The 15881-nt window shown below is 50.7% G+C and carries 10 protein-coding genes; 9 read left to right on the plus strand and 1 reads right to left on the minus strand.

Annotated features, from left to right (window positions below):
- Positions 1-253: 253 nt before the first annotated feature.
- The 8 genes from ACG2E4_RS09290 (at position 254) to rho (ending at position 11119) form a co-directional block, all read left to right on the plus strand.
- Positions 254-1744, plus strand: coding sequence for a sodium/proline symporter (locus ACG2E4_RS09290; protein WP_395259495.1), 1491 nt, complete (start codon positions 254-256; stop codon positions 1742-1744).
- Positions 1745-1997: 253 nt separating this feature from the next.
- Positions 1998-3863, plus strand: coding sequence for a 1,4-alpha-glucan branching protein GlgB (gene glgB, locus ACG2E4_RS09295; protein WP_395276357.1), 1866 nt, complete (start codon positions 1998-2000; stop codon positions 3861-3863).
- A gap of 162 nt (positions 3864-4025) precedes the next feature.
- Positions 4026-4856, plus strand: a complete 831-nt coding sequence (locus ACG2E4_RS09300) for a phosphosulfolactate synthase (RefSeq protein ID WP_395259497.1) — start codon at positions 4026-4028, stop codon at positions 4854-4856.
- 36 nt (positions 4857-4892) lie between these two features.
- Positions 4893-5690 carry a glycogen/starch synthase gene (locus ACG2E4_RS09305; RefSeq protein WP_395259498.1) on the plus strand — a complete coding sequence of 266 codons (798 nt, stop codon included), beginning with the start codon at positions 4893-4895 and terminating at the stop codon, positions 5688-5690.
- Between the two features lie 52 nt (positions 5691-5742).
- Complete coding sequence (locus ACG2E4_RS09310; protein WP_395259499.1) at positions 5743-6975, plus strand: hypothetical protein; 1233 nt, start codon at positions 5743-5745, stop codon at positions 6973-6975.
- Entirely contained in the window at positions 6972-8303 is a 1332-nt protein-coding gene (locus ACG2E4_RS09315; protein ID WP_395276358.1) for a hypothetical protein, read from the plus strand. The genes ACG2E4_RS09310 and ACG2E4_RS09315 overlap by 4 nt, the downstream gene beginning before the upstream one ends.
- Before the next feature lie 61 nt (positions 8304-8364).
- Positions 8365-9705, plus strand: a complete 1341-nt coding sequence (locus tag ACG2E4_RS09320; protein WP_395276360.1) for a tetratricopeptide repeat protein — start codon at positions 8365-8367, stop codon at positions 9703-9705.
- A gap of 211 nt (positions 9706-9916) precedes the next feature.
- Positions 9917-11119, plus strand: a complete 1203-nt coding sequence (rho, locus tag ACG2E4_RS09325) for a transcription termination factor Rho (RefSeq protein WP_395259502.1) — start codon at positions 9917-9919, stop codon at positions 11117-11119.
- Positions 11120-11179: 60 nt separating this feature from the next.
- Here the strand turns inward: rho and ACG2E4_RS09330 are convergent, their stop codons facing one another.
- On the minus strand, positions 11180-12814 hold the full coding sequence (locus ACG2E4_RS09330) for an HD domain-containing protein (protein WP_395276362.1): 1635 nt from the start codon (positions 12812-12814) through the stop codon (positions 11180-11182).
- 173 nt (positions 12815-12987) lie between these two features.
- Between ACG2E4_RS09330 and ACG2E4_RS09335 the strand changes: the two genes are divergently transcribed.
- Positions 12988-15873: a S8 family serine peptidase gene (locus tag ACG2E4_RS09335; RefSeq protein ID WP_395276363.1), complete on the plus strand. Its 2886-nt coding sequence runs from the start codon at positions 12988-12990 to the stop codon at positions 15871-15873.
- Positions 15874-15881 lie beyond the last annotated feature (8 nt).

A 15881-nucleotide genomic window follows, 5' to 3' on the forward strand; every position in this document is an offset into this window, starting at 1 on the left:
GGGTCATGACTCGTGAGTTGTGGGTCGTGGGTCTTGAGTTGCGGGCAGCTGGTTGTTTTGTCAATGACAGTCCGTTTACTCGTTTTTGCCTGATTCCCTCATCCCGGATCAATTTTGCATAAGCTAAAATATGAGGTCTGTTAAAAACTTCTGAGTCGATGCTTAGCTTCTACATTATGATGTTTGCAGTGCCGGCAGCTATTATCATATTTAGCTTTTGGCTCGTGCATAACGCCAAGACCAGCTGACTGCCGTGGAAGAAAGCCAGATCATATCCATAGCTGCCAATGAGTACGCAGTGGGTGCTTTTGTCGGGTACCTGCTGTTGCTCGTGGGGATCGGTCTCTACTCATCCCGCTTTTCTTCGGAGGGGATCAGCGAGTTTTTTATTGGAGGTCGAAAGATGAACCGGTTTGTTATCGCACTCTCCGCCGTCGTCTCCGGTCGCAGTGCGTGGCTTCTGCTGGGCGTCACCGGCATGGCCTACAGCCAGGGGGCGTCGGCTGTCTGGGCGGTGATCGGGTATATTGTGGTGGAGCTCTTCCTGTTTCTTTATTATGCACGAAGGCTCCGAAACTTTTCTGAAACCTATGACTGCATTACCGTTCCAGACTTTTTTGCCGAGCGGTTTAATGATAAAAACGGTTCGCTGCGGATAGCGCTGGTGAGCGTATTCCTTATTTTTATGGTGGGCTATGTCTCTTCCCAGTTTGTGGCGGGCGGAAAAGCATTTGCGTCGAGCTTTCATATCGAACAAACGACCGGAATCTTCTTTTCTGCAGCCATCATTTTGCTGTATACCGTGCTTGGCGGATTCCTGGCCGTAAGTCTGACCGATATGTTTCAGGCTATCTTTATGATTTTTGCGTTGGTTGTGCTTCCGTTCATCGCAATACTTGATGCAGGTGGGCTGCAACGGGTACTCTCGGAGCTGGCCGGCCTGGAGGCCTCACTGGTCGACCCGTTTGCACTCACCCTGGGCGGGGTGTTGGGATTCCTGGGCATCGGGCTGGGCTCGCCGGGCAATCCGCATATCCTCTCCCGCTATATGGCTATTGATGATGTGGAACAGCTCCGCTGGACGGCTGTTGTCGGCACAATATGGAATGTCGTGATGGCCTGGGGCGCGCTGTTCATCGGTCTTGCGGGCAGGATCTATTTCCCGGAAGCGGATATGCTGCCCGCCGCCGACCAGGAGAACCTCTACCCGGCGCTGGCCCAGCAGCACCTGCATCCCGTTCTTTTCGGAGTGGTGGTGGCTTCGATTTTTGCGGCGATCATGTCCACTGCCGACTCCCAGCTGCTGGTTGCAGCTTCTGCGGTTGTGCGGGATGTATACGATCGGATCATCCAAAAAGGAAACGAGATTCCCCAGAAAACGCTGGTATTGTACAGCCGGGCGGTCGTTTGCATTCTTGTTGTTATTGCGCTGGCCTTCGGTATCTTTGCCCAGGAGTATGTATTCTGGCTGGTACTGTTCGCATGGGCCGGGCTGGGTGCCTCCATAGGGCCCACCTCCATTTTGGCGCTGTATTGGCGGGGTACCACCAGGGCCGGTGTTTTTGCCGGCCTGTTTACCGGTACCGCCGTGACGATAATCTGGTATTATATACCGGTGCTGAAAAACAGCCTCTACGAGTTGATCCCGGCTTTTTTCCTGAGCCTGCTGGCTACCTGGCTCGTTAGCCTGTTCACCCAAAAACCCGAAAATATTGATGAGGCGTTTGTTGAGCTGGAAAAATAAATACAGAATCACGGAGGGAGAAGGCCAGTTGCCGGAAAATCTAAAAAAATCAAAAATCGATTGGACAGCAGTAAACTGGAAAATATATTTCGTCTCCCGTCTCCCGTCTCCCGTCTCCCGTCTCCCGTCTCCCGTCTCCCGTCTCCCGTCTCCCGTCTCCCGTCTCCCGTCTCCCGTATTTTTCTCCTTTCACCTTTCCCGCATTTTCCTTAGCCTGTCACTGAAACTATAAAAAACATAAGGGATCGGGACTTTGGACAAAATATTATCCGACAAGAAAAAATGGTTGTGGAATGAGGGCAAATACCACCGGGCATATGAGTTGCTGGGAGCGCATCCGGTCAAAGAAGATGACATGGAAGGAGTGCGATTCACGGTTTGGGCCCCCAACGCCCACCGGGTAAGTGTGGTCGGTGACTTTAACAGCTGGAATGGAGACGCCAATATCATGGACAAGGATGATGATACGGGGCTCTGGAGTACGTTTGTTCCTCATGTGGATCAGTGGGCTATCTATAAATATGAAATCAAGACCGCCGAGCACGCCCCCCCGTTTTTGAAGGCCGATCCCTACGCGTATGTCAGCGAACTCCGCCCGAAAGTGGCTTCTCTGGTGTATGATCTCGACCATTACGAATGGAGTGATGACCAGTGGTTGAAAGAGCGAGAAGAGCGCCAGAAGACCGATCAGCCGATATCAATCTATGAAGTGCACCTGGGATCCTGGCGGCGAAAGGGTGAACACCAGGAATACCTGACCTATCGAGAGCTGGCCGATGAGCTGGTTTCTTATGTCAGTGAAATGGGTTTTACTCATATCGAACTTATGCCCGTGGCCGAGCACCCGTTTGATCCTTCCTGGGGCTACCAGGTGATGGGGTATTTTGCCCCTACAAGCCGGTTCGGAGATCCCGATGACTTCAGGTATTTCGTGGAGCAGTGCCATAACAACGGGATCGGTATCATCCTGGACTGGGTGCCGGCCCACTTCCCCCGCGACGAGCAGGGGCTGCAGATGTATGACGGTTCACCACTGTATGAATACGAAGATCCCAAGCGCCGGGAACAAAAAGACTGGGGAACCCATATTTTTGATTATGGCAAGGCGGGGGTCCGCAACTTTTTGCTGTCTAACGCGCTTTTCTGGTGCGACAAGTATCATATCGACGGGCTGCGCGTAGATGCGGTAGCCGCCATGCTCTATCTCGACTATTCGAAGGAGGAGGGAGAGTGGAGCCCCAATAAATACGGCGGACACGAACACCTGGAGGCGATTGAGTTCCTGAAACAGTTCAACGCCATGATGCACAAAGAGTATCCGGGCGTGCTGACATTTGCGGAGGAGTCCACCTCATGGCCGGGCGTTACCCATCCGACAGAACACGGCGGACTTGGCTTCGACTTCAAGTGGAACATGGGATGGATGAATGATACGCTCACATACATGGAGATGGGGGTGGACAAACGCCGGGTTTATGCCGACAATATCACCTTTCCCATGGTATACTCCCTTTCTGAAAAATTTGTGCTTCCGCTCTCGCATGACGAGGTCGTACACATGAAAAAACCGCTGATATATAAAAGCCCGGGCGAACATGAACAGCAATTTCCCAACCTTCGGCTGCTGTTTGTATACCAGATGGGGCATCCCGGTAAAAAGCTGCTGTTTATGGGAGGAGAATTTGCGCAGACAAGTGAGTGGGCGGAGGACCGGTCGCTGGACTGGCACCTGCTGGAATTTGAGCCACACCGGGGCGTAAAGCGACTGTATAAAGACCTGCTTTCGCTGTATCGGCGGGAAGCGAGCCTGCATGAGCAGGACGACCGGCAGGAAGGATTTGAGTGGACAGACCTGGGAAGAACCCACGGGGGCGTATTCTCCTTCCTCAGGAAAGCGAAGGATCCGAGCAACCACCTGTTGTTTATCCTGAATTTTTCGGACGATATGATTGGGGAGTACAAGCCGGGTCCATTTCAGGGAGTAGATTACAAGGTAATTTTAAACAGCGACTCCCGTTTCTATGGCGGGGATGATCGGGGAGGGATCATCGATCGCTTTAATAATTCCATTCCCGTTGCGCCGTTCTCCGGGTTGGTTTTAAAACCGGAAGACAAGTAACAGCCGCGGAAATCAGATTTTGATCTTACCACGGGATTCATTACTAATAAAAGGTTTCAGTGTTAAAAATATGCGGGATGCCGGCACGCCCGGAAGTAGACTTTATTAAAAAGCTTCATTTTAGTATCTTAGACCGTTTAAATTTCAATCTCAAACAGGCATATGGCATTTAAACTTAACCATCTTCCGAAACGAACAAGCAAACCGCGCGAGAAAGGGGTCACCCTAGTTTTGGACAAAGGCTTAAGTGTTAGGCAAGCCGAAGATTTTTGTGAATCCAGCTCAAATTACATGGATATCGTAAAGCTGGGCTGGGGCACCAGTTATGTAACACAAAATTTAGAAGACAAGCTCTCCGTTTACGCCAATGCCAATATACCCGTTTATTTTGGAGGCACGCTGTTTGAAGCGTATATGCTGCGCGACCAGCTGGACGGGTATCGGCAGCTGCTGGATCGGTTCGGCATAGAGTACCTGGAGGTCTCCAACGGCACAATTTGGCTTTCAGATCAGCGGAAACTCGAAATTATCCGGGATCTGAGCCGCGATTATACCGTGCTGTCGGAAGTGGGAAGCAAGAACCCAAACGATATTATCCCGCCCTACAAGTGGGTAAAGATGATTGAGCGAGAGCTGGATGCCGGCGCGTGGAAAATTATTTGTGAAGCGCGCGAAAGCGGAACAGTAGGTGTATTTCGGCCTAACGGGGAGGTACGATCCGGTTTAATCGACGAAATTGCCGATCAGATTTCTGTTGAAAATCTGATCTTTGAGGCTCCCAAAAAAGAACAGCAGGTCTGGTTTATTAAAAAATTTGGCAGTAATGTCAATTTGGGAAATATCCAGCCCTCCGAAGTCATCCCTGTTGAGACTCTGCGCCTTGGCCTGCGAAGTGATACCTTGTTCGACTTCTATTCGTTAAACGATGAAGAGATGGATCAGCTCTACATAGAAAAAGAGCTGGACAAGGAAAACAATGAGAACGAAGAATAATAGTACTCACCCCAATTTTTTAGCCATCATAAATTTATGAAAGTTTTATATGCTGCTGCCGAAATTTCTCCATTCGCCCGAATGACAAACACTGCGGATCTGCTGAGGTTCCTGCCGGCTTCTTTGCAGGACAAGGGATATGAAATCCGCATTCTTCTGCCCAAATACGGTACTATCAATGATCGCCGAAATCGACTGCATGAAGTAATTCGCCTGTCCGGAATTGAGGTTGAAGTGGGGGATAAGGTCGAAAATATGCGCATCAAGGTTGCCAGTATCCCCAATGCCAAGCTTCAGGTCTACTTCCTGGATAACGACACCTATTTTAAACGGAAGGCGCTGTTCCTTAATCCCGAGACCAATGAACATTACGAGGATAATGACGAACGCTTGGTCTTCTACAATAAAGGGGTCCTGGAAACAGTTATGAAGTTGGGCTGGAAGCCGGATATTATCCATTGCCACGACTGGCCGGCCGGTTTGATTCCGTTACTGGTGAAGGAAAAATACAATGACCTGGATATTTTCAAGGATTCTAAAATCGTGTATAACATCCACCATCCCGAAAACCACGGAATTTTTGACCAGTCACTGCTCGACCTGATCGGGTTATCTGATTCGTTTGATATCGACCAGGTCCAGAAAGACGGCAAGGTCGACCTTCGAACACTCGGGTTGAAATATAGTGATGCAGTGGTGACCGGCAACCACCTGACAGGTCAGCTGGACGACCTTTTTGAAGAGCTGGGAATAGAGCCTACCCAGATACAGGGGTCTCCTGAAAATGTTTCCAGCCAGTTTGCTGACTACTACGACAAGCTGGCCGGTGAATGACTGGTGAGTGGCAAATAACTAAATTAGATTTTCCATACTGTTAACATCGCTTATGAATATTGCACAATCCCGTGCATCTGAAAGCAGAAATGTCCTGTTTCTGTTGTTGGTAGTCTCGTGTGTTACCCTGCTCGTCGGTTGCGACGAATCTGGAGTAGTGGGAGGCGGATTTACAGATTCCGACACAACCATCAAGGTTGATACGCTGATGGTGGACGGAATCGAGACCGAATCCTACAACTTCTATTCCGGGAATTTAACCTATTTCACGCCGGGTCAGTTCAGCGATCCCCTGTTCGGGGATATGAAGGTTACCGGGCTGCTCCGTCCCCAGTTGCTCTCAGGCAGTGCCGAAATGGCCCCGGATGCCAATATGAAGCTTCGGCTGGTGTTCAACCAGGAGCTCGTCTATGGCGACACAACGCAGCCGGCGGAATATGACATCGTTGAGCTCGATCAGGTTTGGCGCGGCAGGGCGTGGAAATTACATGATGAGCCCGGCCTTTCGGGCAATGCCCCGCTGGCCTCTTTTACAGCTGAAAAGGAGGATTCGGTTGACATCCCCCTTTCCGGAAGCTGGGTGCAGTCCTACCGCGATTACACGCAGATGGAGGGCGCCAACAGAGATTCTCTCTACAGAATTGAATTCCCGGGACTGGCCCTCGTACCAAAAAATTCAGCCAAGCTGCTGCCGGTAGATGCACAGGCAAGCAAATTTATCATTGAAAACCCGGAGAGTGATACCCTGGAGGTTGCCCCGAGAGATTGGGCCAACAGCCTCGAAAGGACCAACGTGCCGGATACCCCGGACAACACGTTTAAACTGCACAGCACGCTGGAGCAAGTTGTGAGTTTTGATATGGACCTGACCAGAGAAAATATCGGGTCTGTGAATCTCTCAAAGGTAGAGCTGGTACTGTACGAAGACACGCAGCGCCTGGAAAACACGATGGATCAGGTGTCGCCGACCGCCGGGCGCGGACCGATAAGCGAAGCCAGGCTGCAGATACTGGATCCGGCCGATGTCCCGATATCCCTGCAAACAGGTTCTGTTCTCTCAAACGGATCCTACAACGAGGAGGACGGGAGTTATCGATTTAATATAACTTCATTTACCAATAGCGTTTTACTGGATGGGCTGCCTTCGGAACTTAAATTTTATGTGTCACTAGAAACAAATAACGGCATTATACGATCCAGCTTGATTCATAATGAGCAGGCACCGGAGGCTAAACGACCCAAACTCATTGTCACTTACGTTAAAAATCAAGAAAACACAGATTGAAAAAATTTGTATTTATAGCGGTCATATGTAATCTGCTAACAGTTCAGGCGTTTGCACAGGTTGCTGCCGACAAGGCGCGTACGGGCACCGTTTACTCCAAGATCGGGGTTGGCATGCCGGTGGACCTGACCTCCTCCAGTGCTGACGGAATGGGAGCGCTGGGCGTTTCTTTTAATGAAACCAACGTTGCAGGACTCGGAAATCCGGCAACGTGGGGTAACATGGCCTGTTTCAGCGGGGAGGGAATGGGCTGTTTTGCGCTGGCTTCCGGCGGATTTTCGATGGAGCGCCTGAACGGTACCGATAACCAGGGACGGGCAGAAACGTCTGTTTTTTCCGCGAACCATTTTCAGTTGCAGCTTCCCGTTAAGAAAAATAAAGTCGGAATTTCTGCTTCTGTTACTCCGCTCACCCGCTCAAACTATAACTTTATTGGTAATCAAACCTGGACATCCGGCGGGCAGCTGGATACGGCCACGGTTCAAAACCAGGGTACAGGAGGAATTAATAGTATTGAGCTTGGATTTGGCTGGGAAATATCCCGGAATATCTCGGTGGGATACGCGGGATCGCTTGTGCTGGCTTCGCTCGAAAATAATATTACCACGGTATTTCCGGGAAGCGACTACCAGAGTGTGGAATACACCGTGCAGACCAGCGGAACAGGCTTCGGAAACCGCTTCGGTACGTTGATAACCCTTCCCAACCTGCTGCAGGAAAGAGATTATCTCAGAATTGGGGCCTCCGTAAACTTGCCGGTGGTGCTAAACGCTGAGCGGATACAGAAGTCCGACAAGCAGATAAGTTCAGGAGCTGTTGAAACCATTACGGTTCGGGAAGGTGAAGGACTGGGCGACGGAAAGCTGCGTCTCCCTCTCGAGCTAAGTGGAGGGTTGACCTACCAGGCAAGCCCGAAACTCTCATTCACCACGGAAGCCCTGTATGAGGAGTGGTCTGATTTTGGATTTGATTTCAACGAAGAGATCCGGCAGGACGCTCAGCTTATCGACCGATATAAAGCCGCTTTCGGAATTCGGTACTTTCCTTTTGCGTCAGGATCTAATAACTTTCTGTCACAATTTAAATATAGAGCGGGTGTATCTTACGATGCGGGGCATCTGAAAATCGATGGAAAAAGAATCGAAACAATATTACTTTCTGTTGGTTTAGGAATTCCTTCCCCCAATTCTAATTCTTCGATCGATGTTAGTTTCCATTACGGGATGAGAGGAACAGAAGCTCAAAATCTTGTCAAAGAATCGATATGGGGAGTGAAGCTTTCCATAAACCTGGCAGAGCTAATGTTTAGTCAGCCCAAATTACAATAAAATATATCGGGTGCTTTAGGAGTTTCTTAAAAACAAGTAAATATTCACCAAATACTGAGTCATGAAAAAATTGATACTGGCAATAGGGTTATTGATACTTTGCAGCCCATTGGTATCTACTGCGCAGGATGAAAATGTGCAACCCCCAATGGGCCTGGATCAACTATCTGCGTATTCTATCTACTACGAAAATTATAAAAACGAGGAATATGAAGGGGCCATACGGTATGGCCGCTGGATCTACAAAGCGATGCCTAAAAAGCTGAAGGGCTATTCGCGCTTCGACCTGGAGCGGAACCTCAATCGGTTGATAACCGCATACAGCGAAGTCGCCATGCAGAAGCAGGACCCCAGCGAACGCTCTGCTTACCTGGATACGGCCCAGGTTATATTCGAAAAAGTATACAACGAGTTCGGTGAGGATGAGATCGATATGTTTGAATGGAAGTTCAAAGAAGCGCGCTTTCTTCAGGAAAATTCCGATTTTATTGACGATGCCATGACCCGCGCTTACGGTATTTATTTAGATCTTTTCGAGCAGGATCCCGAGAAATTTACCCAGTCGGGCGACGGGTACTATGTTCAGGTCACGCTGCAGCACCTGGTGAATGAAGAACAAAAAGACAAGGCGCTGGATATGATTGAAAAAGCCGAACCGCACGCTCCCAACGACAAGCTGCTCGCCTTTTTCGATACTATCCGCAATAAGCTGTTTGATTCCCCGAAAGAGCGAATTGCCTTTCTGGAAAGCCAGCTTGAACAAAACCCGGACAGCACGGCAATTCTCCAGGATCTCGCTGACCTTTACGACCAGCAGGGGCAGATGGATAAAGTGCGTGAAATACGCAACAAGTTGTATGAGGTCAACCCGAATTTTGAGAACACCCGGGCCCTGGCAGATTACGCGATCAACAATGCAAACTATGATGAAGCGATCAGGTACCTGAAAGAGGCGCTTGATAAAACGGATGATCAAACTGAAAAAGCGAGGGTGGCCCTGGATATTTCAGATGCCTACCTGAACAAGGAGAATCTGCAGCAGGCGCGCAGTTTTGCCCGCCAGGCCATGAATCTTGATTCCAGCTCGGGGCAGCCCTACATGCAGATGGCTTCCATCTATTCGCAGGCGGTAAGTCAGTGTACGGGAGGTCGAAAAATGGACCGGAAAGACAAGGTCGTTTACTGGCTGGTGCTCGATTATCTGGACAGGGCCCGACAAACAGATTCTTCCCTGTCTTCCCAGGTGCAAAATCAGTATCAGTCATATCAACCTGTTACACCTACAACAGAAGAGAAATTCATGTGGGATCCGAACCCACTGGAAGAGGGACAGGAGATTGAGGTGGGAGGAAACCTCCACTCTTGCTACGAATGGATCGGAGAAACAACCACCGTTCGGTAAGTTTTAAATTCTTCCAAACATTATTATCTTCCCTCTATACGATAGTTAAATTTGCAGTGCAGCAGTTACACAGGGCTGCACTGCTCTTTTCTTCACCTCTCAATTTTTTGCAATCACTTACAAGATTACCAATCCTCTTGCTTTAGCCTGTCCGATACGCATGTGAATTGTTGCTAAGCAGGATTGTTAGTTTAACTCAAACAAAGATCTAATGGGACGTTCCAGAAACAACAAAAACCGCGGTAGAAAGAACAAAGGCAAGAACAACGTCTTTGTACCCCGTTTCAACGAAAATCACAACGTTGAGGTCGCCGGCAAGTACCGGGGCGTATTGGAAATCAATGAAAAAACCTACGGGTTTGCCCGGAAAATAGATCATGAATTCAGTTATGAACCCCGTGATCCCTTCCTGAAGCCGGACGAAGTGAAACATTACGATTTGCGCCCGGGACTGATCCTGGAGGGCGAATACGAAGAGGATGGACATGGACACCGCCACATCCATTCCATCGAAAAAATAAACGATCGTGACCCCTGGCACTGGCAGATGGCCACCCGCTTTGAACTGCAGACCCCGATCATGCCGAACGAGCAGATCAAGCTCGGTTACGACGCCGATGATATAGAGATGCGGGTAATGGACCTTGTCTCTCCTATTGGAAAAGGTCAGCGGGCGCTGATTGTAGCTCCGCCCCGTACCGGAAAGACAGTGTTGCTGAAAAAAATTGCAGAGTCAATCACCAAGCACCATCCCGATATAAGTACCAGTGTATTGCTCGTGGATGAACGTCCCGAAGAGGTAACCGATTTTATGCGAAGCACCGATGCACAGGTATTTGCCTCCTCCAATGACAACCCAACCTCGAGCCATATTCGCGTCAGCGAGCTGGCACTGGGATATGTGAAGCGAATGGCCGAGCTGGGCGACGACTCTGTGCTCTTGATCGACTCGCTGACCCGCCTGGGACGTGCCTACAACAACATCCAGAGCAGCAGCGGGAAAACCCTTTCCGGTGGACTTGATGTCCGCGCACTGGAGATCCCCAAGAAAATTTTTGGCTCGGCCCGTAAAATTGAGGGCGGCGGATCCCTTACCATCATTGCCACATGCCTTATCGAGACCAACTCTCGCATGGATGATCTTATTTTTGAAGAGTTCAAGGGAACCGGTAATATGGAGCTGGTACTCGACCGTGAACTGGCCAACGACCGGATCTTTCCGGCTATCAATATCGCCGCGTCCGGGACCCGTAATGAAGAGCGTTTTATTGAAGATTCCCTCGAAGAGCGGAACATGGTACGCCGGTATCTGCTCAAAAAATCCCCAAAAGAAAGCATGCAGAGCTTGCTGAAAGTGTTGCGCAATACCGAAAGCAACCAGGAGCTGCTCAATCAGATTGCAGCAATGGTATAGGTTTCAGGGGCAGGCAGAGCCCTCTGAGGTAAGTCCATACCCCTTTTCTTCCCCAGGGATTTATGCTTTGTACTCCGGGAAGGGATCGGGTTGCTTTATCTCCACCACTTGTCCCTCCTCTTTGGGATAAATTTCGAGCGGACGCCCGGTAATCTCCTCAAAAAGATGGCGTTTGCGCATGGCCCCCCATATTTCGAGCTCCGGATCACTCTCCGTGGTGATGTAGAAACAGGTTTTACCGTCCACAATTTCAATTTCCAGATTCTGCACATTTTGATAGTGGCTTCGATCCAGCCCGTCGGCCACACGCAGAAGTCCAGCCAGCATTCGTATTCGCCTTTTTACCTCTTTATTTTGCCGGTCATAATACTTGTGCCGGCTGGCAGGCGTCGAACGGCGATGATAACGTGCCACATTGGCGATGATGTTGATCTCTTCGTTGTTGAACCCACGCAAATCGGAGTGCCGGATCAGGTACAGCGTATGTTTATGGTGCTTTCTGCGAGAGATAAAATACCCGATATCGTGCACATACCCTGCATATTCAAGCAGTTCGCGGTCGCTGTCGGGCAACTCCAGTTCCAGCTGCAGTTCATCGAAAAGCTGAAGAGCCATATTGGTGACATGGGTAGAATGATCTTCGTGCCATTTATACTTTCGGAGCAGCTCAAAGATGCTTCGCCGCCGGGGATTGCGTCCCACCGACCTGGCGGCCAGCAGGTCCAGATTCAGATTTTCCTTCTCCTTTTTAATGTATTGAAGAATCATCCCCTCGCGCAGCGCTGATTCGGATATTTTTACGTTCTCTATTCCGAGCTGTTTTATGAGCAGTTTTAGCAGGACCAGCCCAGGAGCGATAATATCAACCCGCTTATCGTCCAGTCCCTTTTCACCGAGGCGTTCGTCATGACTGCGCTTGATGAAATCCTTGTAAAATTTCTTGTAGGATTTAGCTGAAAACTGTAGTTCATTCAGCGTCATCTTGGTGCTTATATCGTTCCGGTTGGCTATCATCTGGCCGATATTTTCCATCGTCCCCGAAGACCCTACGATGGTATCGATTTCATACTTTTCAGCCGCCTCAAAAAGGTCCTGGAGCTGCTGTTTAAAATGGTTGCGCAATTTTTTCTTCTCTTTCTTGGAGATCGGATCGGTTGAAACAAACTGCGCGGCCATCCGGGCCACCCCCAGTTTCTTGCTGGATGAATAAAAGAACTTCTTGTTGTTGGCGATGATAAACTCCACGCTGCCGCCGCCCACATCGGCCATCAGTACGGGCTTTTCATCCAGTGAAATGCCATGTTGAACAGCGTGACCGATCAGTTCGGCCTCCATTTTACCGGAGATGGCCAGTGCCTTTACCTGCACCTGGTCGATCATTCGCTGAATGAATTCCCCCCCGTTGCGCGCCTCGCGGATGGCACTGGTGGCGTAGGCCAGGATCTCCTCCACCCCCTGGTTGTCGCACAAAATTTTTATCTTCTTCAGTGCCGCCAGCCCGCGCTCCATCGCATCCCCCGAGAGCAGGTCACCCATCCCCTTTTCCGCCAAAATCACCATCTCTTTCAGCTTGTCCACGGTGCGAAAACTCCCGTCAGGGTAGATATCTACAATGACTGCGTGGAAGGAGTTTGTCCCCAGATCGATTGCCGCTATACGTTTGGTCGGAGTGCCGTTGGAACTGTTTGCTGCCATATTCCCCTTTCTTAGAGTAGAGTTTGTCTAATATATAAATTTTCGATGGTTTTGTTAGTGTGCGGTTTTACCTGCATCTTGAGCGTGATCCGGAAACGGTGTTGTCAGGCCGAAATACGACTGCACTACAGCGAGGTTGGTGGTTTGGCTCCTGGAAACTTTTATCCTGCTAAATGAAGATATATATACCCATTTTCGCAGTTACTTTTAGTATCCTGTTGCTTGTGCCGGGACTTCTCCCCGCGCAGGGCAGCCGCCCGCAGTATCTCCCAAATACGCTTATCATTAAATATGAGGATCAGCAGACGCTCGGTACCCTCCGGCAAAAAAGCGGTACTGAACCAAAAGACAAGATCCATAAATTTCTAAACAGGTTTGGCGCCACGCATCCCAGACCGATCTGGGAACAATCCCAGTTCCATTTCCGAAAAAATAAAGCAGGCACAGGTTTTTCCAACAACTCTGAAGTTGAAAAAGCGGCGGCCGGACTGCAGCGGATCTATTCTGTCCGGTACGCTGCAGATATTGATCCCGCCTGGCTGGCGGCCAAGGTGTCCCGCCTGGAGGGGGTGGAGTATGCCGAACCCCGATACCTCCGGTTTACCCAGCATATCCCGGACGAGGAGTTCAGGAATCCGTATGAAGAATACCATCACTTCTATGATGCCTGGGAGGTTACACAGGGGTCGCCGGACGTAGTGATTGCAATTATTGACTCGGGGGTGGATTACAACCATTCTGATCTTGATGAAAAGCTGTGGGAGAATGAAGATGAAATAGCCGGTGACAACATCGATAATGATGGGAACGGTTTTGTTGATGATGTGATCGGCTGGGATTTTTGGGCCGGCGGCACGCTCTCCGGAGATGTTACCGAAGACAACGACCCGATGATGGATGCCAACGACCACGGAACCCATGTGGCGGGCATCGCTGCTGCGGAAACCGACAACGGCCTGGGACTGGCGGGTGCGGGGTACAAGGCCCGGTATATGGCTGTTAAAGCAGGCGGCGTCCCCGCAGATCCGGAGGCGATTGCTTTTGGATTTGAAGGAATTTTGTACGCGGCCAGCAACGGCGCCGATGTAATCAATTGCAGCTGGGGAGGATACGGCTCTTCTGAAGCAGAAAAAGAGGTCATCGAGTACGCTACCCGTCTAGGAGCCGTGGTGGTCGGGGCCGCCGGCAATGAGGGGAATGCGGAAGTGATCTACCCGGCAGGATACAATGATGTCGTGTCGGTAGGGTCTGTGGAGCCGGGAACCGACCGGCGTTCCGGCTACAGCAATTACGGGCTGGGGCTGGATGTTCTTGCAACAGGATCGGGCATCCAAAGTACCGTCGGCAATAACGGGTTTGGGGTCAAAAGCGGAACCTCGATGTCAACACCCGTAGTCTCAGGCCTGGCCGCGCTCCTGCGTGCCCGGCATCCCGGGTGGTCGGCCCGGCGGATCGCTCAACAAATACGGGTTTCTTCAGACCGGATTGACATGGGGATACTGCTCGGGCGTGGAAAGATTAACGCCTCAACGGCGGTGAGCAGCAACTTTCCCGGAATCGAGGTGGATCGAGTCGGGTTTGTCAATGAAATTGGACAGAAGCTGGGGTTTGACGAACCTGGTCGCATGGAGATTACCCTCGTCAACTACGGGGCCTCAACTTCAAATCTTGAGATGAACGCTGCGTCCCTTTCGGGAGACGGGATTCAGCTTCGGGAGCCGACACGTTCGTTAGGCTCTATCTCTACGGACGACACCGTCCGGGTAACGGTGCCCCTGCAGATCAGCAGCAGCTTCAACCTGGAGCAGGTCCCAACCTTTGTGCTGGAATTTGAAGATTCTTCGAATGGGTATGAGGATTTTGATGTGGTCCGGTATGGCGACCTGTTGTATGATACGATGGCCGAAAACCGCGTTAAGATTTCCATCTCAGCCGACGGCACGATCGGCTTTACCGATCCTCTCAGCCAGGAGGGCGGGGTTGGATTTATTCCCCGCGACGAGGTGAACGGCCAGTATGTAGAGCGGAATAACCTGCTGTTTGAAGGAGGACTTATGCTGCAGGTTAACCGCACGATGCACGATGCCGTTCGCACCGCGGATGGTGCCGTATCGCGCGACTTTAATCCGCAGTCAACCGTTCGGCTTGATTCGTTGGCAGCCGAGGCGGATCTGAAAGGGCACACCCATTTTACGACCGATACCGTGAATAACCGTTCTGCCCATATTGAACTGACAACGTATGCCTTCCGGAGACCCAATCTTTCCAACACCGTGCTCATGCTGTATCAAATCCGGAATCCTTCATCCTATCTTGAACTTGAGGAGGTCTATGCCGGCCTGTTTAACGACTGGGATATTGGCGAAGAAGCGGGTAACAACGGGATCTCCTACAGCCCGCAGGACAGTATTCTCTACATCTATGACGAGGGTCCCGAAAGCACGCAGCCGTTCGTGGCGGTAGCAAGCCTGGGCCCCACCTCCAGCGTGTTTGCGATCGATAACGCGGCTTCGGGGAGGGGGGCGAACTTCGGGATCTACGATGGGTTTACCGATGACGAAAAAAAATACGCACTCAGCGCCGGCACTGAACATACGTCCGTTTCGGGGGCAGATGCATCCGCCGTAGTGGCCTCCGGGCCGTATACCGTCGGGGCAAACGCTACAGTCAGGGTGGGATTTGTCTACGCTTTTGGCGACAATCTGGATGAGCTTCGTTCACAAATACAGGCGGCCCGGGCTCAAAAGCCGTTTCAGGTATCGGGGAAGGGCCGGGTGCAGTCTGCACAGCCTCCACAGGTAACCGATTTTTTTCAGAACTACCCAAACCCATTTAACGGCTCCACACGCCTGCGTCTCGACCTGGCTGAAAAGAGCCATGTCAATATCTCAATCTACAATATCCTGGGACAAAAGGTAGGGGAGCTTGTCGACAGCGAGCTGGGAGCGCGCATCCATATATTCCATTTTGATGCACAAGACCTTAGCAGCGGCATCTACTTTGCCCGCCTGCAAACGGAATCTCGTTCAACGACCATCAAATTGGTGCTGGTGAGATAGTTGTGGGT

This window comes from Halalkalibaculum sp. DA384 (assembly GCF_043951955.1).
Lineage (GTDB): Bacteria > Bacteroidota > Rhodothermia > Balneolales > Balneolaceae > JAMQKA01.

Excerpts from the sequence above, each read along its gene's own strand:
- ACG2E4_RS09300 (WP_395259497.1), top strand. The coding sequence starts at position 4,026 with ATGGCATTTAAACTTAACCATCTTCCGAAACGAACAAGCAAACCGCGC.
- ACG2E4_RS09305 (WP_395259498.1), top strand. The coding sequence starts at position 4,893 with ATGAAAGTTTTATATGCTGCTGCCGAAATTTCTCCATTCGCCCGAATG.
- ACG2E4_RS09310 (WP_395259499.1), top strand. The coding sequence starts at position 5,743 with ATGAATATTGCACAATCCCGTGCATCTGAAAGCAGAAATGTCCTGTTT.
- ACG2E4_RS09320 (WP_395276360.1), top strand. The coding sequence starts at position 8,365 with ATGAAAAAATTGATACTGGCAATAGGGTTATTGATACTTTGCAGCCCA.
- rho (WP_395259502.1), top strand. The coding sequence starts at position 9,917 with ATGGGACGTTCCAGAAACAACAAAAACCGCGGTAGAAAGAACAAAGGC.
- ACG2E4_RS09330 (WP_395276362.1), bottom strand. The coding sequence starts at position 12,814 with ATGGCAGCAAACAGTTCCAACGGCACTCCGACCAAACGTATAGCGGCA.
- ACG2E4_RS09335 (WP_395276363.1), top strand. The coding sequence starts at position 12,988 with ATGAAGATATATATACCCATTTTCGCAGTTACTTTTAGTATCCTGTTG.